Origin of the sequence: Microbulbifer sp. MKSA007 (assembly GCA_032615215.1) — a bacterium.
Classification (GTDB): Bacteria; Pseudomonadota; Gammaproteobacteria; order Pseudomonadales; family Cellvibrionaceae; genus Microbulbifer.
The window spans coordinates 516,425-540,330 of record CP128433.1 but is presented as its reverse complement, the minus strand read 5'-3'; the positions used below and the strand labels follow the sequence as shown (position 1 = coordinate 540,330).

23 protein-coding genes and 1 pseudogene are annotated in these 23,906 nt (G+C 53.5%); 9 read left to right on the top strand and 15 right to left on the bottom strand.

The genetic code is table 11. The features are described from left to right. Positions 1–18: 18 nt before the first annotated feature. The 7 genes and pseudogenes from QT397_05000 to QT397_04970 all read right to left on the bottom strand — a co-directional run bounded on the left by QT397_05000 (position 19) and on the right by QT397_04970 (position 6,706). Positions 19–396 carry a VOC family protein gene (locus QT397_05000; protein ID WNZ56721.1) on the bottom strand — a complete coding sequence of 126 codons (378 nt, stop codon included), beginning with the start codon at positions 394–396 and terminating at the stop codon, positions 19–21. A gap of 146 nt (positions 397–542) precedes the next feature. Beyond that, a complete protein-coding gene (locus QT397_04995) occupies positions 543–959 on the bottom strand; it encodes a hypothetical protein (protein WNZ56720.1) in 417 nt (138 codons plus the stop codon). Positions 960–1,156: 197 nt separating this feature from the next. Further along, positions 1,157–3,093: pseudogene (gene acs / locus QT397_04990) on the bottom strand (acetate--CoA ligase). Positions 3,094–3,309: 216 nt separating this feature from the next. Further along, positions 3,310–3,675 (bottom strand): cupin domain-containing protein, encoded by a 366-nt coding sequence (locus tag QT397_04985; GenBank protein ID WNZ56719.1) that lies wholly within the window; start codon positions 3,673–3,675, stop codon positions 3,310–3,312. Positions 3,676–3,715: 40 nt separating this feature from the next. Continuing rightward, complete coding sequence (locus QT397_04980) at positions 3,716–4,066, bottom strand: DUF523 domain-containing protein (GenBank protein ID WNZ58500.1); 351 nt, start codon at positions 4,064–4,066, stop codon at positions 3,716–3,718. Between the two features lie 71 nt (positions 4,067–4,137). Next, positions 4,138–5,946 (bottom strand): Ig-like domain-containing protein, encoded by a 1,809-nt coding sequence (locus tag QT397_04975; protein ID WNZ56718.1) that lies wholly within the window; start codon positions 5,944–5,946, stop codon positions 4,138–4,140. 265 nt (positions 5,947–6,211) lie between these two features. After that, positions 6,212–6,706, bottom strand: a complete 495-nt coding sequence (locus tag QT397_04970; GenBank protein WNZ58499.1) for a DUF523 domain-containing protein — start codon at positions 6,704–6,706, stop codon at positions 6,212–6,214. Between the two features lie 178 nt (positions 6,707–6,884). On the opposite strand from QT397_04970, the gene QT397_04965 reads away from it, so the two are divergent. Next, positions 6,885–7,802 (top strand): polysaccharide deacetylase family protein, encoded by a 918-nt coding sequence (locus QT397_04965; protein ID WNZ56717.1) that lies wholly within the window; start codon positions 6,885–6,887, stop codon positions 7,800–7,802. A 47-nt stretch (positions 7,803–7,849) separates the two neighbouring features. Here QT397_04965 and panD read toward each other — a convergent pair whose 3' ends face one another. Then, complete coding sequence (gene panD / locus QT397_04960; GenBank protein ID WNZ56716.1) at positions 7,850–8,236, bottom strand: aspartate 1-decarboxylase; 387 nt, start codon at positions 8,234–8,236, stop codon at positions 7,850–7,852. 13 nt (positions 8,237–8,249) lie between these two features. Continuing rightward, positions 8,250–9,098, bottom strand: coding sequence for a pantoate--beta-alanine ligase (panC, locus tag QT397_04955; protein ID WNZ58498.1), 849 nt, complete (start codon positions 9,096–9,098; stop codon positions 8,250–8,252). 293 nt (positions 9,099–9,391) lie between these two features. Between panC and QT397_04950 the strand changes: the two genes are divergently transcribed. The 6 genes from QT397_04950 to QT397_04925 all read left to right on the top strand — a co-directional run bounded on the left by QT397_04950 (position 9,392) and on the right by QT397_04925 (position 16,504). Beyond that, positions 9,392–10,090, top strand: a complete 699-nt coding sequence (locus QT397_04950; protein ID WNZ56715.1) for a DUF6515 family protein — start codon at positions 9,392–9,394, stop codon at positions 10,088–10,090. 232 nt (positions 10,091–10,322) lie between these two features. Continuing rightward, positions 10,323–12,245, top strand: coding sequence for a biosynthetic arginine decarboxylase (gene speA / locus QT397_04945; protein WNZ56714.1), 1,923 nt, complete (start codon positions 10,323–10,325; stop codon positions 12,243–12,245). Between the two features lie 65 nt (positions 12,246–12,310). Next, positions 12,311–13,504 carry a saccharopine dehydrogenase family protein gene (locus tag QT397_04940; protein ID WNZ56713.1) on the top strand — a complete coding sequence of 398 codons (1,194 nt, stop codon included), beginning with the start codon at positions 12,311–12,313 and terminating at the stop codon, positions 13,502–13,504. 69 nt (positions 13,505–13,573) lie between these two features. Beyond that, positions 13,574–14,767 (top strand): carboxynorspermidine decarboxylase, encoded by a 1,194-nt coding sequence (gene nspC / locus QT397_04935; GenBank protein ID WNZ56712.1) that lies wholly within the window; start codon positions 13,574–13,576, stop codon positions 14,765–14,767. A gap of 63 nt (positions 14,768–14,830) precedes the next feature. Further along, positions 14,831–15,703, top strand: a complete 873-nt coding sequence (gene speB, locus QT397_04930; protein ID WNZ56711.1) for an agmatinase — start codon at positions 14,831–14,833, stop codon at positions 15,701–15,703. A gap of 111 nt (positions 15,704–15,814) precedes the next feature. Continuing rightward, the gene (locus QT397_04925) at positions 15,815–16,504 is read left to right on the top strand and encodes a DUF6515 family protein (GenBank protein ID WNZ56710.1); all 690 of its coding nucleotides are present in this window, start codon (positions 15,815–15,817) and stop codon (positions 16,502–16,504) included. On the opposite strand, the gene QT397_04920 is transcribed toward QT397_04925, so the two are convergent. From QT397_04920 to rpsF, 6 genes are all read right to left on the bottom strand, one after another. After that, positions 16,494–17,585 carry a crosslink repair DNA glycosylase YcaQ family protein gene (locus QT397_04920; protein ID WNZ56709.1) on the bottom strand — a complete coding sequence of 364 codons (1,092 nt, stop codon included), beginning with the start codon at positions 17,583–17,585 and terminating at the stop codon, positions 16,494–16,496. The two genes, QT397_04925 and QT397_04920, sit on opposite strands and share 11 nt — an antisense overlap. Positions 17,586–17,639: 54 nt before the next feature. Further along, a complete protein-coding gene (gene dnaB / locus QT397_04915; protein ID WNZ56708.1) occupies positions 17,640–19,082 on the bottom strand; it encodes a replicative DNA helicase in 1,443 nt (480 codons plus the stop codon). A 109-nt stretch (positions 19,083–19,191) separates the two neighbouring features. Then, positions 19,192–19,638: a 50S ribosomal protein L9 gene (rplI, locus tag QT397_04910; GenBank protein ID WNZ56707.1), complete on the bottom strand. Its 447-nt coding sequence runs from the start codon at positions 19,636–19,638 to the stop codon at positions 19,192–19,194. A gap of 36 nt (positions 19,639–19,674) precedes the next feature. Continuing rightward, positions 19,675–20,517 carry a hypothetical protein gene (locus QT397_04905; GenBank protein WNZ56706.1) on the bottom strand — a complete coding sequence of 281 codons (843 nt, stop codon included), beginning with the start codon at positions 20,515–20,517 and terminating at the stop codon, positions 19,675–19,677. 43 nt (positions 20,518–20,560) lie between these two features. Further along, the gene (gene rpsR, locus QT397_04900) at positions 20,561–20,791 is read right to left on the bottom strand and encodes a 30S ribosomal protein S18 (GenBank protein WNZ56705.1); all 231 of its coding nucleotides are present in this window, start codon (positions 20,789–20,791) and stop codon (positions 20,561–20,563) included. A gap of 12 nt (positions 20,792–20,803) precedes the next feature. After that, positions 20,804–21,247 (bottom strand): 30S ribosomal protein S6, encoded by a 444-nt coding sequence (rpsF, locus tag QT397_04895; protein ID WNZ56704.1) that lies wholly within the window; start codon positions 21,245–21,247, stop codon positions 20,804–20,806. Positions 21,248–21,600: 353 nt separating this feature from the next. Between rpsF and QT397_04890 the strand changes: the two genes are divergently transcribed. After that, positions 21,601–22,428 carry an alpha/beta hydrolase gene (locus QT397_04890; protein ID WNZ56703.1) on the top strand — a complete coding sequence of 276 codons (828 nt, stop codon included), beginning with the start codon at positions 21,601–21,603 and terminating at the stop codon, positions 22,426–22,428. Between the two features lie 221 nt (positions 22,429–22,649). Next, positions 22,650–23,456 carry an isocitrate lyase/phosphoenolpyruvate mutase family protein gene (locus QT397_04885; GenBank protein WNZ56702.1) on the top strand — a complete coding sequence of 269 codons (807 nt, stop codon included), beginning with the start codon at positions 22,650–22,652 and terminating at the stop codon, positions 23,454–23,456. Positions 23,457–23,906: the final 450 nt, after the last annotated feature.

The window sequence follows — 23,906 nt, the reverse complement described above, 5'->3', positions numbered from 1 at the left end:
TCCCAAATCTCGATCGACTTATTCCTGTAAGTCCCCCGGTAAATGACACACCACTTCCAGGTTATGCCCATCGGGATCAAGCACGTAGGCGGCGTAATAATCCGGGTGATATTGTTCGTAGACAGCCGGTGCGCCATTGTCTTTACCCCCGGCCTCCAGGGCCAAGCGATAGAACTCCCTGACCACCTGCCGCTCTTCAGCGCGAAAGGCAATATGCAATTGTGGAGTGGTGCTGGTCCCGCCACGAATCCAGAATTCCGCTTTATCTGCCCAGCCAAAGCCCGCCCAATCGTCAAACTCCATCACCAACTGGTATCCCAGTGGCATCAGCGCCTGCTGATAGAAGTCCTTACTGCGTTCATAGCTGTGCACATAAAGGCGAATATGATCAAGCATCGTATAAACCTCGGGAGAGAAGCGGATACTTCTGCAAGATAGCCTAGAGAGGCCGGCAGCGCCGACTTTAAAACGTACGAGACAAAGAGGAGGTTGTGGCAGGTGGTTCACTTCATGCAATCATACCCGCCACTGCAAGGTTGGGATTAGGGGGAGATATACCAGTGATAAATACCGTAAGAAGCGACGCCCAGACCAAAGAACAGCTGCCCCACCAACAAAACCCTGAAAGCGAAAGTGTAACGGGCCAAGTCACCTCGGCGAATGGCATCGTTGGAAAAAATTCTCGCTTCCTCCGGGAATCCCATTTCCAGGGTTTTCAGTGCCGGAACTGCAAGCTTGAGAAGCTGGCGGCTGCGAATGTCCATCAGCCAAAATACAGTGACCAGTATGACCACAAACCCTCCCAGCAACGCCAGGATTAGAGGGTGGAAGTCTTTCTCCATGGCAGTGAAAATCCCGCCCTCAACAAACATGGTTAACACAACAAAAAAATTAAAAACCTTGAGGCGCTGATCGGCGGCGAAGCGGTAGTGATCGCAGAGGTACTGTCCCTGTTCCAAACGGAATCTCCTTAACTGTAAATACCCTTAAAACAATATCCGGAGTTAGAGGGTTACTAACTGTGCAAAGCAGCAGGCATTTACTTGTCTATTTAGCTGAAAATGGCGCAAAAATCGGGGAGGAATTTAACCTCTTGCCCCAATGAAAAGGCCGGGCTATGCCCGGCCAATAAAACCTTCACGCGCCACACCTATGGTCAGCGATTTTCGCGGTGATCAATCAATGCGTCAACCACAGTGGGATCGGCAAGAGTGGAAACATCTCCCAGATTATCCAGCTCATTGCAGGCAATCTTCCTCAGGATACGCCGCATGATTTTGCCGGAACGGGTTTTTGGCAGTGCAGGCGCCCATTGGATAAAGTCAGGCTTGGCAATTGGCCCTATCTCCTTGCGGCAGAGCTCAATTAATTCAGCCTTCAGCTCATCACTGGGCTTATGGCCAGATTTGAGCATTACAAAGGCATAAATCCCCTGCCCTTTGATATCGTGGGGATAACCTACCACCGCTGCCTCCGCCGTATCATTGTGCAGTACCAGGGCGCTCTCAATCTCAGCTGTTCCCAGGCGGTGTCCAGAGACATTTAACACATCATCAATGCGCCCTGTAATCCAGTAATAACCGTCACTATCGCGGCGGGCACCATCGCCGGTAAAGTAATAGCCGGGGAATGCGGAAAAATAAGTATCCAGCATTCTCTGGCGATTGCCGTACACATCCCGAATCATGGAGGGCCAGCTCTTTTTAATCACCAGAGAGCCCTCGCCTTCCCCTTCAATCTCCCGGCCTTCACTATCCAGCAGCGCGGGCTGTACACCAAAGAAGGGCCGAGTGGCTGACCCGGGTTTCAATGCCATAGCACCGGGCAATGGGGTGATCATCTGCGCACCGGTTTCAGTCTGCCACCAGGTGTCCACAATCGGGCAGCGCTCATCGCCCACCACGCTGTAATACCACTCCCAGGCTTCCGGGTTTATGGGCTCACCCACGGTGCCTAAAAGTCGCAGGGAACTGCGCTCGGTGGCTTTCACAAACTCGTCACCCGCTCCCATCAGCGCTCGAATCGCTGTCGGCGCGGTGTAGAAAATATTGACCTGATGCTTATCCACAACCTGCCAGAAGCGTGAGGCATCCGGGAAAGTGGGCACGCCCTCAAACATCAGACTGGTGGCCCCAGCGCACAGGGGTCCATAGACGATATAGCTGTGCCCAGTGATCCAGCCCACATCGGCAGTACACCAGAAAATCTCTCCCTCGCGATAATCAAAGGTATATTTGAAGGTCATGGTGGCCATCAGCAGATAGCCGGCAGTGGTATGCAGGACCCCTTTGGGTTTACCGGTAGAGCCCGAGGTATAAAGGATAAACAGTGGGTCCTCCGCTCCCATCACTTCAGGCGCGCAGTCCGGCTCCATCTCATCTATGGATTCGCTATACCAGATATCCCGCTTGCTATCCCAGTCTACCGGTGTGCCCGTGTGTTTAACCACAATTGTCGTATGAACATTGGGGCAGTCCACCAGTGCTTTATCCACATTGGCTTTTAGCGGTACTCGCTTACCGCCCCGAACCGCTTCATCAGCAGTGATCACCAGACGACAATCGGAATCGAGAATACGGTCTTTCAGGGACACCGGGGAGAAACCACCAAATACTACCGAATGCACAGCGCCGATACGGGCACAGGCGAGCATGGCGTAGGCCGCTTCGGGGATCATTGGCATATAAATACACACCCGATCCCCCTTTTTAACCCCCGGGATTTCAGCAGGTTGGCCAAGCGACACACATTTTCGTACAGGCTCTGATAGCTGACCGCCTTACTATCAGCGGGATCATCTCCCTCCCACAGAATCGCAGTCTGCTCGCCACGACTGGCCAGGTGCCGATCGATGCAGTTCACGGTTACGTTCAACTGGCCATCGGAGAACCAGGCGGTATGACCTTTGTGCAGATCCTCCTCAAGAACCTGGCTGAACGGCTTGTCCCATTGCAAAAAGTCCTTGGCCTGTTGTGCCCAGAACGCCTCTGGGCTCTCTACCGACTGGCGGTACATTGTCTCGTAGTCTTCGGCGCTAATAAGCGCATTGGCAGCAAAACCGGGGGAGACTGGGCGGGTATGCACTTCAGACATCATCTTCTCCTTTATTATTAGCGCGGCATGGCTAGCCTAGAGAAATCTGAGTTTATTAGAGCTTTATTCTTGTCACTTTATAACATAGCCGCTGCGAAACAGTCCCCTCATCTCAAAATTTGGCATGGGGCGAAGACAATCCAACGCAGGCCCTGAAAGGTGCAAGTTAATCAGACAAGCAAACAGTAAAAGAAAGTTGATTAACCGCTCAATCACTTAGATCCAGACATCATTTTTCGCAGTTAGATCTCCACCGGCATCGCCCGTATTAACGACCCCTTTAGGCTCAATCAATAGTACTTCACATTCCTGTTCAGCTCTGGGTTTATGCTCCACACCCTTTGGTACTACCGTCATCTCACCAGGTCCAAGGGATATGACACTATCGCGAAACTCGATCTGCATATGCCCGGAAATTACAACAAACACCTCATCGGTATCGGGATGATCATGCCAGGTAAATTCACCCTGGATCTTAACCAATTTAAACTGGTAATCGTTCATCTCGGCAATCACTTTAGGGGACCAGTGCTCCGAGAACAGGTTCAATTTTTCTTTAAAATTGATAACTTTAGAATTCACTTTTATACCTACCTTTAATATGACTATATATCTGGAAAGCTTAGTTATCTCTGGATACTTCCAAAAGTTTCCTAAGCCTGCCCACAATATTCTGGTTAAATACCTGTATACCCTCCCTCCTCAGTAGTGCAGACACAACGCCAGAACCAACTATTTTCGCACCAGAAAAACTACCATCGTAAATATAATCACCACCACATGATGGGCTATTTTCCGTAAGTACTGCGTATTTAATATTGTGCTGCAGACATAGCTGTAATGCCCGTTTAGCTCCCCGTATAAATTGCTCAGTTAAGTCTTCTTTATTTATCCCTAAAACTTTGGCTGAGCCCGCTAAAACCTCTGCACCTCTACCGCCGCTAATCTCAGCCGGAACCCTGGAAACAGGCAGTCCGACTGGAAAAAAATCAAGTTAAGTTTGCCTGTACCGGGTTACCAGCCCGGTACATTTAGCAGAAAAAACTAACGAGATTGGAAAATAAGAAAGCGGTTATTACCCGAGTCGTTGATAATCAACTTATCTTCATAAGCGGTAATTCCGTCGGGCCATTTCAGCGTAGCAGCACTTGGCAACTCCCCCTCGTCAGCAACCCCATTCTGGTTGCTGTCGTTGAAGGCACTGCGATCAAAATCTTCCTGACCCAAGACAACATCTGCCGGAGCGAAATTTTCCTGTGGCCACTGGTTCCAGATCAATACTCGGTGATTTTCACTGTCCGCTACAAATAGCTGAATGCCGTTCGACCAGATACCCCGTTCGAATAAACTCAGGGTTTTTCGACTTGGGGGCTGGCTTTCATTGCTGACAAAATCTGCTTGCCCCAGAACTATATCCGCCGGAGCAAAGCTACTAGTAGGCATTGAGTTCCACAGAAGTACCCGGTTATTTTCCGAGTCGGTGATAGCTAACTTTTCTCCATCGCTCCACACATCTCCGGGCGTAGCCAATGTGCGAGCACTGGCCTGCATAACCGAGCCATCTTGCTCACGGTCGTTAGGGGTGCAGTTTTCCAGTGTGGATTGGCCCAGCAGCCAATCCGGTGCCGTATCTTCCATTGAGGGCAAGTCATCCCACACCACCATTCGAGCTTTAGACCACGAGGCCGCGAATACGCGTCCCTCGGCAATCATTGCACTGGAATATACGGAGCCGTTACCCTGGCAGCTGTCCTGCGGCAGTTTGGCACTAGGCAGTGCCCGACCATCTTCGGGAATAGTATCGTAAACAAAAATACTGTGGCCCCGAGTACCAAACAAGTAATTTATTAAAAGTTTTCCACTATCAAAACTTATGCTTGTGGGCCCGCCACCAAACTCTCCCCCGCTGCTATCGTCAAGACTATCTTTATTAAGCGCCGCATTGGCCGGCGCTCCATTGCTTGTGGGGACCGAATTAAAAATTAACACCCGATTATTTGTATAATCGGGTACGAACAACTTCCCCTCATCAGTAACGGCAGCGGAACCCAGGGGCCCCTCGCCAAGATTTTTTGCATTGATGGCCGTCAAAGTACTGGAAAAATCATCCTGGCCTATCACGACCTGCGCACTGTCAAAATTCTCAAAGTACAATGGCACAGTAAAATTGTGCTGTTCAGCGGGGAGATCCAGGCCAGCGGGGTCTTTGGCTTCAAGGTGCAGGCTGCGATTCTCCCCGGACAGCCAGCGGCTCTTGGGAGCTATCACCAAGGTATCGTCATTAAAGCGCGACTGGGACCAGGTCAAAGTGTATTCATCATTCAGCAACAAACCGCTAATTTGCAGGCTGTCGCGATCCATCGACTCAGAAAACTGTACCGTGATTGCGCCATCCTTCTCCAAACGCTCCTGTGCTGGGGATACACTGACTACGGAAGGGGCAATTTCATCCACGGTATAGTGAGCATCAACCTCTGCCATCTGGTTGCCAGCCGCATCCTGCGCGGCAATTGTCAGGGAGAGTTCTAGTCCCTTTGCCCACTCCGCTATCGGGGTTAAGATCAGGGTGTCCTGATCGACTTGAGAGAGCTCTCCCATTTCCTGCATGGCGCCACTTAAGGACACATCCTCCAATGCCACCGCTTCGCTAAAATCCAGCCGTAGGGTGTCGGTTGCTGCAATAGAGGCCCCGCTGGCGGGAGTCAGTGTCAGGCTCGGCGGAGTGGTATCCACAAGCGCAGGATCTTCACCACCACCGCTGCCACCGCTGCAGCCATAAAACGCGGAACTGATCGCCAGTACCAATGCGGCTTTGATAAACTTGCTATCGGCTTTAAAAAACTTGCCTTCCACCACTGCCTCCTGCAGCCATTTAAATAGCCAACAGGGTATTCAGTCTTACCTGTTTATTGCCACAGCAGTCACTGCCAATCTGGACCCTAAAAATGACAAAACCTAACAGGCTGGGTGCTGCGTCACAAAAGGATAATTTTCAGGGACACTGCGCTAATCGTACCGACATCTGGCAGCCACCGGCTTCGCCGGTATTAATCAACCTACAGGGCCTAACTATGACCAATGCCCTTTTTGCCGATCTAATTTTATTAATGCTAACAACTTAGTTAGCTCTGGATGCACTTATCAATTCTCTAAGTTGCCCAACAGTATGTTGACTAAAAACTATTATTCCCGCCCGTTGAAGAAGCGTAGATACAACACCAGAACCCATTATTTTTGTTCCTGAAAAACTGCCATCGTAAATATAGTTACTTCCGCAAGAGGGACTATTTTCCGTAAGCACTGCATACTGGATATTGTGTTTCCTGCATAATTCCAGAGCCAGTTTGGCCCCCAGTATAAATTGCTCAGTTAGATCTGTTCTATCACTACCTATAACCCCGGCAGTTCCATCTAACACCTCTGTTCCATTTGCGCCACAGATCTCAGCCGGCACCCTCGGAATAGGCAATCCCGCCGCCACTTCCGGACACAAGGAAACAATTTCCTGAGTATCCACAAGCCACTCAAAATCATCGCTACAAGCCTCAACACTACTACCGTCATAGCGCACGGCGCAGTTCAAAAGGCAGGAACTAACAAGTATTTTGGCCATATACATCTGAAGCTATAGTGGACACAATAGGAAGCCGTACTCTACCGCAACTGAGCCTAGGCTACTGGACAACGCAGGTTATCTGACCAGTAAATTAAGACAGAAAACCTGAATAGAAGGACAACTAAATCCTAGCCTGGCGAACAGCTCGTAATTAAACTCATTAGAGTAATAAACCATGCAGCGTTCAGTCATATTATTGATAATTTACTTATTGGCAATCCCAGTCGCTAGCGCCAAACAACTGGCAATTACTTTCGATGATGCCCCACGTAAAGCCGATGGTTATTTTGATGGACCAACCCGGGCCAAAACGTTAATTGAAAACTTAGAAGAATATAAAGTTGGCAAAGTAGCCTTCTTTTCCAATACTCAATCCTTCGATGAGGAAGGGTTAGAGCGGATGCACCTCTACGATAAAGCCGGGCATATTATTGGCAATCACACCCATAGCCATCCCAATTTTCTGGAAACAGGGCTATCCACTTATCAAGCGGATTTTTTGCAGGCCCACCAGCTGCTTCAACAATTTGACAACTTTAAACCCTATTTTCGCTTTCCCTATCTGCGCGAGGGTGAAACTGTCGAGAAACGCGACGGTATCCGGGATCTACTACAGAAAAATAACTATCAAAACGCCTATATCACCTTAAACAATTACGACTGGTATATCGAAGAACTTTTCCAAACAGCAGTGAGAGACGGAAAACCAGTTGATATGGAAAGACTCTCCAACTTTTATGTCGACGCTCTTATGGCGAGCATTAAGTACTACGACGATATGGCAATTAAATGTCTCGGGCGCTCCCCAAAGCACGTCATACTGTTGCATGAAATGGATATTTCAGCCCTGTTTATTGGTGATCTGGCTGAAAGACTGAGGAAGGAAGGCTGGGAGATAATTCCTTTAGAGGAGGCCTATCGGGACCCTATCGCCAAATACCAACACGCCCAACCGATTAAATATAACCCTGGCAGAATCGGCGAAATCGCTCTAGCTAAAGGACAAAAGAAAAATCTCTGGCACTACACCTTAGACGAGTCCTATCTAGAAAAGAGGTTTAATCAGGAAGTGTTATTAATGTCTGCTCAATAAGCGGCGGGGATGATGCTACAGGGCACAATGCCCTGTAGCGAGAAGAATCAGGCTTCGGCTAGCTGAACCGGAATCGTATTAGTGCTGCGCTCTACTTTGTTGTTCTCATCCAGATAGACCAGCTTGGGCTTGTGGTTATCGGCTTCGCCCTCTGTCATCTGCGCATAGGAAGCGATAATAATGCGGTCACCCACCTGCACTCTACGTGCAGCGGCGCCGTTCATGGAAATAATACCGGAACCGCGCTCGGCGAGGATCACATAGGTGTGGAAGCGCTCACCATTGCTCACATTGTAAATATCGATCTTCTCGAATTCGCGCAGGCCAGCCAGTTCTACCAGGTCCTCATCAATTGCACAGGAACCGTCATACCAGAGTTCGGCCTGAGTCACTGCGGCCATGTGCAACTTGCACTTCAACATTTCAATTTGCATAGTTGGATGCCCCTCAGAGTTCCAGGGAAACATTGTCGATCAGGCGCGCTGCACTGGTGTACATAGCTCCCAGGATCGTGATTTCTTTATCGTCATCTGCCGCTGGCTGTAAATCCTTGCTGTAACAGATGGAGAAGTAGTCAACTCGAAAGCCACTCTCTTCAATTCGCTTGCGCGCCTCTGTCTCGAGGTCGGCGAAATCCCGGCGTCCAGCCACAATTTCATCCTTGGCCCAGTTAAGTAACTGGTTGAGCACAGCAACCTTCGGTCGCTCTTCCGCAGTGATATAACCATTGCGAGAGCTCATTGCCAAGCCATCTTCCTCACGGTGCACCGGCGCCGCCACAATTTCCACCGGCATACACAGGTCTTCCACCATACGGCGAATCACTGCTAACTGCTGGAAATCCTTAATTCCGAAAATAGCCTTATCCGGCTGCACAATGTTGAAAAGCTTCGAAACTACGGTGGTGACCCCTTCAAAGTGACCCGGTCGGCTGGCGCCGCACAGGACATCGGTCATCGCCGGACAAACCACGCGGGTCTGCTGGTCCATGCCGTTGGGGTAAATCTCACTCTCATCCGGATGGAACAGGAAGTCACAGTCCGCTTCCCGCAGGCGGGCCATATCCCGCTCCATAGTGCGCGGATACTTATCCCAATCCTCATTCAAACCGAATTGCAGTCGGTTGACGAAGATGGATACCACAACCAGATCGCAGTGTTGCTGGGCGATTTTGACCAGTTCTATATGGGCATCGTGCAGATTGCCCATGGTTGGCACAAAGCCGACGGTCTTGCCGTCTTTGCGGGCCTGGGCCAGCGCCTCGCGCAGACTTGCTACGTGGTGGAAGACTTGCATCTTGCTACCGCTCACTATGAATCAGCGCGGCATCATACTCGCTGAGACCAGGTGTCTCAACATAGCAAAATTGCCGCTCTCAATAAGATTTCGCCGCAGAATCCAGCCTGTGGCCCCGCCAGACAATCTCTGCCCATATCTGAACTATTAGTCACAATCTACGCCGTCGATTGCCGCCGAATTTTACCCCATTCAGTTCAGGAAGTGTTCAGACCCGCCAGGGCAAACTTCACGCCAAGATACACAAAAGACCTGATCTGAAAGAAAAGAGCCCCACGCTCGGGAGAGATGTTATGAAACACCTCACTACTGCCATCGCCACCCTAAGCCTGCTGCTGATCGCAGCACCCGCCCTGTCCGAGTCACATCGCGGGCACCAGCGCGCCATGGACGACCACCACAAATATGGAAGAGCCGAACGCGAGCAGCGCCACTTAAAGAAACAGCACGACAAGCATCACGACCGCCAGCAGGAAAAGAAACGCCGCAGACAAGAGCGCAAGAAAGAAGAGCGCAGACGTGAACGCAGAGAGGAGCGCCAGCACCGCCGCGAAGTTCGCCACGCCTATAAAGAGGGCTACAACAAAGGCTATAACAAAGGGCATAGAAAAGGCCACAAGCAGGGCCACCGCCACGAATATCGCGCGGCACACAGACCGGTTTACCGCCACGGTTATCGCGGCCACCGCCCCCACTACCGTCCCTCGCACTACGGTTATGGATACCGCTGGCGCCACCTGCCGCGTAATTTCGTCAGTATCAGTATCGGAACAGCGGGCTTCTACTATAGCGATGGAATTTTTTATCGCCCGGCTTCTCACGGCTACGTAGTAGCCCAGGCCCCCCACGGCGCCATCGTGCACAGCCTGCCAGCATCAGCACTGACCGTGGTAGCCGGTGGACACAATTACTACGTGGCCTATGACACCTACTACCTGTGGGACCATAGCCACCGCGGCTACCGGGTTGTCCCCAAGCCGACCTATTACTGATTACCCAATCCCCCTCTCCCTGCGGCCCTCGGGCCGCCTTTTTTTACTCAAATTTGCGCAGATCAATCACCTTCTTAAGCCCCCTGTCGCAGAGTGCAAAAGAGCTGGCCATCCACTCGCTCCCCATTTACTTTTCAGTGCGCAAAAATTAGCGTTTTTTTATCTATAGTTATTGCTTTCCGGCCCTGCTGGGCCCAAGATTCGCGCCCGCCAATATCAACAGAAAGGCGCCATGAAAAAGCAACAAGTAAAAGACTGGACTTGCGAAGATTCGGCCGAGCTCTACGGCATCCGCAATTGGGGCGCCGGATATTTCGATTTGAACGAAAATGGTGAAGTTTCACTGCAAGTCGACGGCCCCAACGGGGTAACACACAGTGTTTCGCTGATGGACATTGCCCGAGGCGCCACCGAGCGCGGCCTGGGTATGCCCCTGCTATTGCGTATTGAGAATTTACTCGAAGCGCAGATCGCTCGGATTAACGAATCCTTTGCTCGCGCTATCGACGATTGCGGCTACGGCAATGTTTTTCGCGGCGTGTTCCCCATTAAGGTGAACCAGCAGTGTCAGGTCATTGAAGAAATTGCCAATGCCGGCCGCCGCTTTAACCACGGCCTGGAGGCGGGCAGTAAAGCAGAACTTATCGCTGCCCTGTCCATTCTGGATAACACCGAATCCCTGATCGTTTGCAACGGCTATAAGGACGAGGAATTTATTAACCTCGGACTGCAGGCCCAACGCCTGGGCGTACAGGTTTTCTTCGTCGTGGAAACGCCCTCGGAAGTGGAGACCATTATCCGCTGCGCCGAGCGCGAGCAGGTGCGCCCAAATATCGGCGCACGGGTAAAACTCGCCTCCAAGGTGGGCGGCTACTGGAATGCGACCAGTGGCGACCGCAGTATTTTCGGTCTGGGCAGTAACGACCTGATCGCCATGGTCGATCAACTGCGCAACCACGATATGCTCGACTGTCTCAAGTTGTTGCACTATCACCTGGGCTCGCAGGTACCGAATATCCGCGACATCCGCACCGGAGTTTTGGAAGCCTGCCGCTACTACGCCGATCTGGTGGAAGAAGGCGCACCCATGGGCTACCTGGATCTGGGCGGTGGCCTGGCGGTGGATTACGATGGCAGCAAGACCAATTACACCCACTCAAAGAATTACTCCCTGGACGAGTACTGTGTCGATGTAGTGGAAGCCATTATGGGCACCCTCGATAGCGAGGGAGTCGAACATCCGGTGATTATCACCGAATCCGGCCGCGCCACTGTAGCCTACTCCTCTGTACTGCTATTCGATATTCTCGACACTACCCGTTTCGAGCCGGTGGAACTGGAGCACACCAAGATCAGCGAAGGCGACCACCAGATGCTGCTCAACCTGCAGGACGCAGTGCGCAGTATCACCCCCAAAAACCTGCAAGAGAGCTACAACGACGCGCTCTACTATCGCGACGAGGTGCGCTCCCTGTACCTGCACGGCCAGGTGAGCCTGCGCGAGCGCGCCAATGCGGAAAACCTGTTCCTGCAGGGCGCCCAGGATATTCGCAAACTGCTCGATGAAGCCGAGGAAATCCCCGCAGACCTGCAGGCGCTGCCGGAAGTGCTGTCGGATATCTACTACGCCAATGTGAGCGTATTCCAATCGGTGCCGGATATATGGGCTATCGATCAGGTGTTCCCGCTATTGCCGATCCACCGCCTGGACGAGGCGCCGACCCGCTCCGCCATCATCGCCGACATCACCTGCGACTGTGACGGCAAGATCGACCGCTTTATAGGCCGGGAAAAAGAGCAGAAAACCCTGCCCTTGCACGAACTCAAAGACGGCGAGGACTATATTCTCGGCACCTTCCTGATCGGCGCCTACCAGGAGACCCTCGGCGACCTGCACAACCTGTTCGGGGACACCAATGTGGTGAGCGTGCGCATCCAGGAAGACGGCAGTATCGACTTCAGCCACGAAATTCACGGCGACAGTATTTCCGATGTACTGAGTTACGTAGAATATCAGCCCAAAGCGCTGTTCGAGCGCTTCCGTCGCCTGGCGGAGCGCGCCGTCAAACAGGGGCTGATTACTGCCGCCCAGCGCAAGCAGATTCTGCAAACCTATACCGCCAGCATGAGCGGTTACACCTATTTCGAAAAGTGAATAATAAGGCGCCAACGCCTTTGCAAAGATAGCGGCCGCAAAAGCCGCAGATTAAGGAGATCTTTATGGCCAACGTACTGATCATCGGCGCCGGCGGTGTCGGCCAGGTGGTTGCGCACAAGTGCGCACGAGTTCCTGAAGTATTTGAAAATATCACCCTGGCGAGCCGCACCAAAAGCAAGTGCGACAAGATTGCCGCTATGCTGCCGCGCAAAATCGACACCGCTGAAGTCGACGCGGACAATGTGCCGGAGCTGGTTAAGCTTATCGAGAAAGTGAAGCCGGACATGGTTATCAACGTGGCCCTGCCCTACCAGGACCTGCACATTATGGATGCCTGTCTGGAAACCGGCGTGCACTACCTGGACACCGCCAACTACGAGCCGCCGGAAGAGGCCAAGTTCGAGTACAAGTGGCAGTGGGCCTACCAGGAAAAATTCGAGAAGGCCGGCCTGATGGCACTGCTGGGCAGCGGCTTCGATCCCGGCGTCACCAGCGTATTTACCGCCTACGCCAAGAAGCACCACTTCGATCGTATCCACACCCTGGATATCCTCGACTGCAATGCCGGTGACCACGGCCTGCCGTTCGCCACCAACTTCAACCCGGAAATTAATATCCGCGAGATCACCGCCAACGGCCGCTACTGGGAAAACGGCCAGTGGGTAACCACCAAGCCGATGGAAGAAAAGCGCGTCTTCAACTTCCCCGAAGGCATTGGCGACAAGGATATCTACCTGCTCTACCACGAAGAGCTGGAGTCCCTGTCCAAGCACTTCCCGGAAATCGAGCGCGCGCGCTTCTGGATGACCTTTGGCGAGAGCTACCTGAAGCACCTGGAAGTCCTGCAAAACGTCGGCATGACCGGTATTGAGCCAGTGGAATTCCAGGGCCAGCAAATTGTACCTATCCAGTTCCTTAAGGAGCTGCTGCCAGATCCCGCCAGCCTCGGCCCCTTGACCAAGGGCAAGACCTGCATCGGCAACATTATTCGCGGCAGCAAAGACGGCGAAGAGAAGATCTACTACGTCTACAACACCTGTGACCACCAGGACTGCTACCAGGAAGTTCAATCCCAGGCGATCTCCTACACCACCGGCGTACCGGCCATGATCGGTGCCAAGATGATGCTGGAAGGCAAGTGGATGAAGCCCGGCGTGTGGAATATGGAGCAGATGGACCCGGATCCCTTTATGGATGACCTGAACAAGTACGGCCTGCCCTGGCAGGAAACCTGGTTGGATAAGCCCTTCCAGTAAATCGCTTCTTTCCCGACCTAGCGGGGCGGACTCCAGTGCCCGCCCCGCCGCACCAGGATATAACGCACCATGGACCTCACTCCCCCCGTTGACTATTTCGGCAGCTTCGATCCCTACCGCGTTCCCTCTCCCTGTTTTGTGATCGATGAAATTGCCCTGCGCAATAATTTGGCACTGCTCGCCGATGTACAGGAACGCAGCGGTGCCAAGGTACTGGCAGCGCTCAAGGCCTTTTCCATGTTCAGCACCGGGCCCATCGTGGCTGAATATCTATCCGGGACCTGTGCCAGTGGCCTGCACGAAGCCAAACTGGGGTTCGAAGAGTACGGCGGTCGCGACAAAGGCAAGGAAGTTCATGTCTTCAGTGCCGCTTACAAGGATGAGGAACTACGGGAAATACTGCAATTTGCCCACCATGTAATTTTCAATTCCTTCTCCCAGTGGAAGAGTTTTCGGGAGTTGTGCCTGGATATGCAACAGCAGCGGCCAGAGCTGCGTTTTGGCCTGCGTATCAACCCCGAGCACTCCGAGGGCCACACCGATCTCTACGACCCCTGCGCCCCTTGTTCGCGCCTGGGCATCGTGCGCTCGCTGTTTGAAGGAGAGTCCCTCGAAGGCATCAGTGGCCTGCACTTCCACACGTTATGTGAACAGGATTTCAAACCTCTGCAGCGCACAATCGCTGCCGTGGAGGAGAAGTTTGGCGATCTGATACCACAAATGGAGTGGATTAATTTCGGCGGCGGCCACCATATTACTCGCCGGGATTACCAGGTGGATGAGCTGGTCGAAGCGGTGCGCAGCTTTTCCGACAAGCACAATGTACAGGTCTACCTGGAACCCGGTGAGGCCATCTCCCTGTTCGCAGGAGTCCTTGTGGCTGAAGTAGTGGATATCGCCTGGAATGGTGAAAACCAAGCCATCCTCGACGCCTCTGCCACCTGCCATATGCCCGATGTGCTGGAAATGCCCTACCGACCGGAAATTACCGGTGCCGCTCGCCCCGGTGACTTACCCCACACCTATCGCCTGGGCGGACAGAGTTGCCTGGCCGGCGACAGCATCGGCGAATACAGTTTCAGTCAACCACTGCGGATTGGCGAGCGACTGGTGTTCGAGGAAATGGCCTACTACACCATGGTGAAAACCAATACTTTTAACGGTATCCCCCTACCGGCTATCGCCCTGTGGAATTCGGATACCGACGACCTGAAGATGATCAAAACTTTCGGCTACGAAGATTTTAAGGAGCGCCTCTCCTAAAAAGTGCCGATAGAGATAGATGCGGCAGGCAATGAGTTATTGCCTCCGCCAGAGGACCAGTAGATGTTGTCAGAAAACGAATACCCCATTTTTCTCGGCTCCGAAATCGAGCAGCCGAAGCCGGAAGACGCCCTCTTTCACATTATCCCCATCCCCTATGAGGAAACCGTCTCCTACGGTGGCGGCACCGGCAAGGGCCCGGCCTCCATCCTGGAAGCATCCTGGCAACTGGAAACTTTTGACAACTTCTCCAACCCCTGTGACCTGGGCATCTACACCCGCTCGCCGGTCTCGGTTTCCGGCCCTGCAGAACAGGTGATGGAGAATATCGCCGCAGCCACCAAAGAAGTGTTGGCGCTTGGCAAGATGCCGGTGGGTATCGGCGGTGAGCATTCGGTGACCTGGGGTATTATCAAAGGGCTACTGGACGCCGGTGAAACCGATTTTGGCGTGGTGCAGATCGATGCCCACGCCGACCTTCGCGATCGCTATGAGGGCCACAAACACAGCCACGCCAGCGTGATGCGTCTAGTGGTAGAAGCCGGTGTTCCCCTATTTCAGCTGGGTATCCGCGCCTATTGCGAAGAGGAAGTTCAAGCCCGCAAGGACCACAACGTGGGCTATCTGGATGCCCACCAACTGGTGCCCAACAATGTGCAGGAATTCCAGTTACCGGAGAATTTCCCCAAGAAAGTCTTCTTTACATTGGATGTGGACGGTATGGACCCATCGGTCTTCCCTTCCACCGGCACCCCGGTACCCGGTGGTCTCGGCTGGTACCAGACCCTCAACTTGTTCGAATCCGTTGCGCGACAAAGAGAGATTATCGGCTTCGATCTGCTGGAATTTGCGCCGATCGAGGGCTTTCACGCCTATGACTTTGCCGCCGCACAGCTGATGTACAAGCTGATGGGAATCATCCAGCGCAACCGCTGACCACTGATCCAGCCTCCGGTACTTTGACAATTCTTAACCAATTAACCTGTCTTTAATGTCAGGATAAGGGTTAGTATGTCAAATGTGAGTAATCACTTCGCTGGAGAGACTGTGAATAAACTGAATGTCGTAATTGGCGCCAGTGCGTTCCTGGCGCTGGCCGCTTTTGCCTTTAGCCCACCGGCCGATGCGCGCGGTTATGAGCGCGGGGGAGATCATCGCCACCACCACCGTGGCGGTGTTTATCGCGGACCACGTGTTTCGATCGGATTTGTTGCGCCCGTACTACCCGTTGGCCATGTGCGTGTCGCAGTTGGCGGACGTCCCTTTTACTACCATGGCGGACACTTCTACCGCCACGGTCCCCGTGGTTACGTCGTTGTCGCCGCCCCTCTGGGAGCCTCGGTAGTCACCCTGCCAACTAGTGCTGTCAGAGTCCATGTAGGCGGAATTACTTATTACCAGTACGCCGATGCCTACTATCAGTGGCACCCGGCTACCCGAACTTATGTCGTAGTAGCACCACCTGCAGTGGCTGTAGCTCCAGCACCCGTAGCCGTTGTTCCAGCGCCTGCGCCGGCTGTCGCCGTTCCTGTTGCAACGGCAGCAGCTCCCGCTACTGTGCCTGCAACCCCGGACCCTGGCCCGCAGGGCTTCCAGCCCGGACAAGTGGTGGAAACCCTACCCAATGGCTATGCCGCTGAAATTATCAACGGCATCCAGTACTACCGCTATGGCGGCAATTACTTTATGCCTACCCAGCGCGATGGCCAGGAGGTCTACGTAGTCGTCAAGCTGTAAGCGCGGCTTCGCTTTCCAGCCCGTGAAAGCGGGCAAACTGCCCCAGAGCCCGGTGGTAACTCGCCTCCAGCGAGACGCCGGGTTTCTTATTCCAGTGCAAGGCCTCTACCCGCAATACACCCGCATCCCGGTCTGCCTTCAAGTCCACCTGCCCCACGAATTGATCGCCGTATAAAATCGGCAGGCAAAAATAGCCATAGCGGCGCTTGGCCGCCGGTACATAGCACTCCAATTGATATTCAAAATCAAACAGCCGGCGCAGGCGTTTGCGCTGCAATATCACTGGGTCAAACGGGGATAACAGGCGCACTTTGCGCGATGGTCGTACTGGCTCCCAGTCCAGGTGCCCGGTGAGCATCAGCTCTTTTCCCTGCGGGGTGAGCTCACCACTTGCCAGCATACGCTTAACGGCCTGCTGGATAAGGGGTTTGTCGTCCCTCCGCAGGTAAGCAATTTCCTCCGCTCGGCCAATCCCCTGGCACCCCAGAAAAGTTCGCACCAGATGGCTGCCGTACTCAATTTCCGAGGCGGCATTGGTCGAGATTCTTGCTGGCAGTATCCGCTCCGGGAGATCGAAGACTTTTTGAAAGCCCTCCCGGTGGCTGACCATCAGCTCACCTTCATGAAACAACTGCTCCAGGGCTTTCTTTTCATCGGACCACTCCCACCATCCACTCTTGGTGCGCACAAAATCACTGGCCCGCAGGGCACCCTCCTCTCGCACACGATCGAGAACATAGCGACACAGCTTCGCATTCTTTTCAAACCAGTGGCGCTGACCGGCGCGGATACGATCCATACGCACCCGCGCATAGGGGTAGTGGGCCATTGGCAGGTAGGCAGCGGCGTGGGACCAGTACTCGAAAATTTCGCGGTGCTCTTCAGCTTCAGCCAGGTGTGACTCACTGTAACGGGGCAGGCGATTGTAGAGCTGGTGGTGGTGGGCCCGGGTAATTCGCTGGATAGCATCCAACTGTAGGGCGCCAAGATGTTGCAACAACCCCGACAATCCTCCAGTCCAGGAGCTGTGGATAAATTGGCGTTGCAGCACCAGTGCGCGGATCTTTTGCTCGGATAACAAGAAGTGGCTCCCCTAGGCTCGGATATTCGACAGCCGCAAACCTAGCAGAAAGGCTTATTCGCCCTGGTAGTATTCCGGCGCCAGATTATCGAAGCGAGTGTATTTGCCCACAAAGGCTGCGCGGCAGGTGCCGATCTCACCGTTACGCTGCTTGCCGATAATCAACTCGGCCATGCCTTTATCCGGGCTGTCCTCGTTGTAGTATTCATCGCGGTAGATAAACAGGATCACGTCAGCGTCCTGCTCGATCGCCCCGGATTCCCGCAGGTCCGAGTTCATCGGCCGTTTGTTGGGGCGCTGCTCTACTCCCCGGTTAAGCTGCGACAGGGCAATCACCGGGCATTCGTATTCTTTCGCCAGCGCCTTGAGAGAGCGGGAGATCTCGGAGATCTCCTGGGTGCGGCCCTCAGTAGACCCCTTCACCTGCATCAGCTGCAGGTAGTCCACCATAATCATGGCGGGCATACTCTTGGCCTCGGCGTCTTCGCGGCTTAACTTGGGGTTCTCGCGCATCAATTTGTTGATGTGATCGCGCACCGTGCGCTTGGTACGGGCGCGTACCTCGCTGGGACTCAGTGCCGGCGTATCGTCGATATACAGGGACTTGCCTTTCATCTTCTGCACGGCACTGGATAGCTTGGGCCAATCCTCTTCCTGCAGCTTGCCGTTCCTGATGCGCCCCTGGTCGATACGACCAATAGAGGACAACATCCGCATCACCAGGCTGTCCGAGGGCATCTCCATACTGAAGACCAGTGTCGGGCTCTCCTGGCAGAGCATGGCGCTCTCAATAAAATTCAATGCCAGTGCGGTCTTACCCATGGAGGGACGCGCGGCGAGAATAACCAGTTCGCCCGGCTGCCAGCCGGAGGTGCGCTGGTCCAATTCGGTAAGACCGGTACTGATACCGGTGATATCACCCTCGGTCTTGAACAGCTCATCGATGCGCTCGACGGTCTTTTTCAGCAGGGTATCCACGCCGACAAAGCCGCCCTCTTTGGCGCGCCCCTCGGCGATTTCCGCCACGCGGCGCTCGGCCATCTGCAGCAGATCGGCGGAAGCGAGGCCACCGGGATTAAAACTGGTGCGGCTGATCTCACCGGCGGCGGCGATCAACTGGCGCAGCATAGAGCGCTCACGCACGATCTTGGCGTAGGCGACGATATTCGCTGCGGAGGGGGTATTTTCGGCCAATTCCGCCAGGTAGGCAGGGCCACCCACTTCACCGAGCAGGTCGCGGCTGGCGAGGCCTTCGGCGAGGGTAACGATATCCAGGGGCTGTTCGCCATTACTCAGCTCGCCCATAACCGCAAAGATCTTGCGGTGACTGGCGCTGAAGAAATCCTCTTCACTCAGCTGTTCGGCAACGGCATCAATACGGCCCGGGTCTAGCATCAGGCCGCCGAGCACAGACTGCTCCGCCTCTACCGAATGCGGCAGGGGTGAACTCTCTTCGCTGTGGATCTCTTCTTCAGGGGCGGCGTTTTCGTCGATCATGGAACTTTACTGGATAGTAAAAACAAAACAGGCGCTGGACCCGATAGGGTGCAGCGCCCGATTGTAGCGCGGCTGGCGCCCGAAGCACCAACCGTTCGTCAGCAAAACCTTACTCGGCTTCGATAACGACTTTAACTGCAGCAATTACGTCGGAGTGCAGCTGTACGTCTACGTCGTACTCGCCCACTTCGCGCAGCGCGCCTTCCGGCAGCTTAACTTCAGCTTTAGCTACTTCAACGCCACCAGCGGAGATCGCTTCAGCGATGTCGCGAGTGCCGATAGAACCGAACAGCTTGCCTTCGTCGCCAGCGTTAGCAGCGATGGTAACAACCAGATCGGCCAGCTTGGTAGCGCGGCTCTCAGCTTCAGCCAGCTTAGCAGCGGCAGCGGCTTCCAGTTCAGCGCGCTTAGCTTCGAACTCAGCAATGTTAGCGGCGGTAGCAGCAATTGCCTTACCAGTCGGCAGCAGGAAATTGCGGCCAAAACCGGCTTTAACATCAACGCGGTCACCCACGTTGCCCAGTTTGCCTACTTTATCGAGCAGAATAACTTCCATCTCGGTTTCCTCAATTTCTGTATTGTGCGGGCGCGCTTATTTGGAAGAGCGTCCGCGAATATCTATCCAGCTATCTACCAGGGCCAGGCCGCAGAGGAAGCCTGCCAGGGGCAGCCCTCCAATCACCAGCATGATGTACATCGCCACCAGGGGACCTACCCCCCAACCGCGACTGGCAACCAGCCAGTGGACCAGGGCAATACCAGCTACCACCATCGGGAACGCAATCACCGCTCCCCAAAATGCGTAGCCTGGGGTTACCAAGCTGACTACCCACAACAACATACTTGTCGCTGACAGCCACAGGGGCAGGCGCAGCTGGTGGAACTCCTGGCGGAAACCGCCGGGGTTGTACAGCAGGGCCTGCCAGTAACGCCCCAGTACCAGAGCCAATGTGGCGCTCATCGCCGATATCAGGCCCAGGTAACCGGTAATTTGCAATTCACCCGAAAATATCTGCTTCAGTTCATCCATTGGAACAGTATTGGGCTGTTCCGCTGCATTCTCGACTGCCTGCAAGAACCCTTGCATCAGTCCTCCACTGAAGAGAGAGGTCAGCAATATGCCTGCTGCTGATGCCGCCGTTACAGCCACCAGGCCAGCGGCCCAGGAGCGACTGCTGCGCAATGCCATGGCGCCGCAAAAAACTGCAACAAAATGGCCTGCGGATATACCAGTCACCAGTGGTGGTACATGACCACTCATACCCATAACGACAATCGGCAACAGAGCCCAGGCCAAAACCATCAGGCCGTCACTGCTGCCTCGGCGCAAACTCACCAGAGCGAGAATTGCCGGGCTTATCAGCGGAATCCCCAACATGGTGAGGATTACCGCCCTGACGCGTCCGCGCATAATAAATTCAGCTACGGCGCGCATATCTAGATAGCTTCTCTATTAATGAGTCTAAGCAAACTGCGGCTTAGGCTTCGTGGCTGTCCGTGTACGGCAGCAGGGCCAGGTAGCGAGCGCGCTTGACCGCAGAGGCCAGCTGACGCTGATACTTGGCTTTGGTACCGGTAATACGGCTAGGAACAATTTTGCCAGTCTCGGAGATGTAGGCTTTCAGGGTATCGAGATCTTTGTAGTCGATACGCTTAACACCTTCAGCGGTGAAACGGCAGAACTTGCGACGACGGAAAAAACGTGCCATCTGATAATCCCCTTACTCTTCGCTTTCAGCGTTATCGGAAGAAGCTTCTGCAGCGTCGGAAGAAGCTTTCTCTTCTCCGGCGCGCTCGCGACGCTCGGTGCGCTCTGCACGGGCAGCTTTGCGCTCACGGCTTTCTTTTTCCGCTTTCATGATCGGGCTCTCTTCAGTGATCGCCTCATCTTCACGAATTACCAGATTACGGATAACCGCATCGTTGTAACGGAAGTTGGTAGTCAGTTCCTCAAGGGCTTCTTCAGAACATTCTACGTTCATCAGAATGTAGTGAGCCTTGTGGATCTTGTTGATCGGGTAAGCCAGACGGCGACGGCCCCAGTCTTCCAGACGGTGAACCTGTCCACCGCTCTCCTTGATGGACGCAGTGTAGCGCTCCACCATGCCAGGTACCTGCTCGCTCTGGTCCGGGTGAACCAGGAATACAATTTCGTAATGACGCATTTTAGCTCCTTACGGGTTAATCAGCCTCTCGGACAGTCCGATGAGGCAAGGAGTACAACGGGTACGGATAAACCGGGCCCATTGCGGGCGGCGTATTCTAGGCAGTTGTGGGATTGGTTGCAAGTTGATCAATTACTTCAGCCCAATGCCTTCGCTAACCCGGTTGCAAGTCAACCAGTTACATCAGGCCCCGTGCCTTCGCCTGCCCGGTTGCAAGCTGATCAAAATGACTACCCTGCCACTCGCCTTGTTTCTGGGATTTGGCGGATTGGGACACAGCACTGCGCGGTCTGGTCATGGGTTTGGCAAGCTGGCTTCGCCTATGATGCCGGACTGTTAAAGGGAGAAGTACCATGCCCCAACAAACCCATCAATTAGAATTTGGCGCCTTCCAGGTACCAGTAACCACAGTACACAACGGCGAAGGCCCCCTGGTATTGGTGCTTCCCGCGATGGGCGTACCGGCCAACCGCTACCGCCTGCTTCTGGAAGAGCTGCAAAGGCTCGGTTACAGCACCGCCATCAGCGAATTGCCCGGCACTGGGGAGAGCCTGCCGCGCCCCCACCGAAATGCCGACTACGGCTACAACGATCTGGTGTTTTCGTTTATCCCACAGTTAATCCAACTGCTGGAACAGCAATTCCCCCAGGGGCCAGCGCTGATTCTCGGCCACAGTATCGGCGGTCAAACCAGCACCCTAGCAGCCCGCGCCGGCCTCACTGGTAACGCCAAGGTTGTCAGCATCGCCTCCGGCCATGTGGACCACCGCAGCTGGAGTGGCCTGCACAAGTACGCCATCCTGCTCTTCGCCTCAATTGCCAGTGTGACCTCAAGCCTGCTGGGTTATTTCCCCGGTGCGCGCATGGGATTCGGCTGGCGCGAAGCGCGCAGACTGATGAAAGACTGGGCCCGATCCATATTTAGTGGCCGCTTTGCTCCAGAGGATCGCTTTGGGCAAATGGAAAAAACAAGCCAGCCCACTCTGCATATTGCGCTGGACGGCGACCCCTTCGCTCCTATTCAGGCCGCCCGTAAATTAGCGGCAATTGTCGGCGGCGAAACCCGGGAGATGAAACCCACTTATCCCAAAGGCAACCCTCACCTCAGCTGGATCAAGAATCCCGCCCCCGTAGTGGAGGCGGTACAGCAGTGGCTACATAAAGATCCCGCTCTCAACTGATTTTCCTTTTTTCTTTTTCCTGCGTGGCCAAGAAAGCAATTCATAGCTTTCTTAGCCATGTATTAATAGAACCTGTCCGCTCCACCTCCCTCACACATCGCAGCCAACAATCTTAATTGTCTTTCCGGTTTTCACGGTTCAGTTCCGTTTGTGGCCAGTGAATCAATCTCTTGAGCGGTAAATTCACCACTCAAACGACATCGCTCAAGTAGGTTATCCCGATGAACAACAGCCCATTCAATACCTTCACCAAGTTGCACCAAACTGACGCCCCACTGATCCTGCCAAATGCCTGGGATGCTGCCAGCGCTTTAATCTGCCAAAACACAGGCGCCCAAGCAGTAGGTACCAGCAGTGCCGCCGTCGCCTGGTCGTTGGGTTATGCCGATGGCGGTGCCCTGCCAGTTGAGGAACACCTAAATGCTATCGCACGGATTGCCCGGATGACCTCTTTACCTCTGAGCGTGGATATTGAAGATGGATATTCCCAAAACCCCAAACAGGTAGCTGAGCTGGCCTGTAAAATGGTTGCGCTGGGAGTTACAGGCATCAATATTGAAGATGGTAACGACACCCCCGAATCTCTCGGCGAAAAAATCAACGCTATTCGCCAAGCACTTAACGGCCGCCCGCTTTTTATTAATGCCCGTACCGATGTTTATCTCAATGCACTCGCCAACGGCGATAAGGCGGTAAATATGTGCATAGAGAGATTAGAGCTTTATAAGAGTGCCGGTGCTGACTGCGGCTTTGTGCCTGGGCTCTCTTCAGTTGAGGAGGCAAGGAGTTTGGCAGCGGGTATCGACCTGCCAATCAATATTATGCTGCTTCCGGGTATGGCCCCTATATCGGATTTTTTTGCTGCAGGCATAAAGCGTTTTAGTACCGGACCAGCTTTATTCCAGTCAGTCTACGGCCATTTAAACGAATCACTAAAACAGCTGGCAGAGGTTAAAAGTGACAATAATTTGTTTAGTAAGGCGTTGGACTACGGCACACTGAACTCTGCCTTTATTAAAGAGGCGTAGAGAAAGGCAATATAGCCGGGGCATATCGATGTTCGATTTATTGCCATCTACGGGAGCCCCACGGGCAAACCTTTTGAGTGACTCTTATAAAAAAAACAAGCATAGACCAGAAAAAATATTGAGATAAGAAAAACCCAACATGAAATTTAAATAAAAACTTCAGTAGGGCTCAGGAAAACCACTATTGCTTAAATAGCTAATACTGGATACCCAATAAAGAAACATAAAACAATTACTTGGGCGTTAAATTGTAAAGTAATAGTGCTGGAGTCCACCTAATACAAAAGGTGAGCATTAGAAAATCCACGTATTTATTAAGTTAAGAGCCGACAACCAAGACTTGCTTTGATTGTCGGCTCAAGGCTTATCTACCCTGTAATATCCACCAGGTCATATCAGTGATATTACCTTCAAAAATGAGTAAATAGCCTGCATTTTCCGCAGTATCAT

Bases quoted from the DNA above. Each gene is read 5' to 3' on its own strand.
- QT397_05000 (WNZ56721.1), bottom strand. From the start codon at position 396: ATGCTTGATCATATTCGCCTTTATGTGCACAGCTATGAACGCAGTAAG.
- QT397_04970 (WNZ58499.1), bottom strand. From the start codon at position 6,706: ATGGCCAAAATACTTGTTAGTTCCTGCCTTTTGAACTGCGCCGTGCGC.
- QT397_04965 (WNZ56717.1), top strand. From the start codon at position 6,885: ATGCAGCGTTCAGTCATATTATTGATAATTTACTTATTGGCAATCCCA.
- panD (WNZ56716.1), bottom strand. From the start codon at position 8,236: ATGCAAATTGAAATGTTGAAGTGCAAGTTGCACATGGCCGCAGTGACT.
- panC (WNZ58498.1), bottom strand. From the start codon at position 9,098: ATGCAAGTCTTCCACCACGTAGCAAGTCTGCGCGAGGCGCTGGCCCAG.
- QT397_04950 (WNZ56715.1), top strand. From the start codon at position 9,392: ATGAAACACCTCACTACTGCCATCGCCACCCTAAGCCTGCTGCTGATC.
- speA (WNZ56714.1), top strand. From the start codon at position 10,323: ATGAAAAAGCAACAAGTAAAAGACTGGACTTGCGAAGATTCGGCCGAG.
- QT397_04940 (WNZ56713.1), top strand. From the start codon at position 12,311: ATGGCCAACGTACTGATCATCGGCGCCGGCGGTGTCGGCCAGGTGGTT.
- nspC (WNZ56712.1), top strand. From the start codon at position 13,574: ATGGACCTCACTCCCCCCGTTGACTATTTCGGCAGCTTCGATCCCTAC.
- speB (WNZ56711.1), top strand. From the start codon at position 14,831: ATGTTGTCAGAAAACGAATACCCCATTTTTCTCGGCTCCGAAATCGAG.
- dnaB (WNZ56708.1), bottom strand. From the start codon at position 19,082: ATGATCGACGAAAACGCCGCCCCTGAAGAAGAGATCCACAGCGAAGAG.
- rplI (WNZ56707.1), bottom strand. From the start codon at position 19,638: ATGGAAGTTATTCTGCTCGATAAAGTAGGCAAACTGGGCAACGTGGGT.
- QT397_04905 (WNZ56706.1), bottom strand. From the start codon at position 20,517: ATGCGCGCCGTAGCTGAATTTATTATGCGCGGACGCGTCAGGGCGGTA.
- rpsR (WNZ56705.1), bottom strand. From the start codon at position 20,791: ATGGCACGTTTTTTCCGTCGTCGCAAGTTCTGCCGTTTCACCGCTGAA.
- rpsF (WNZ56704.1), bottom strand. From the start codon at position 21,247: ATGCGTCATTACGAAATTGTATTCCTGGTTCACCCGGACCAGAGCGAG.
- QT397_04890 (WNZ56703.1), top strand. From the start codon at position 21,601: ATGCCCCAACAAACCCATCAATTAGAATTTGGCGCCTTCCAGGTACCA.
- QT397_04885 (WNZ56702.1), top strand. From the start codon at position 22,650: ATGAACAACAGCCCATTCAATACCTTCACCAAGTTGCACCAAACTGAC.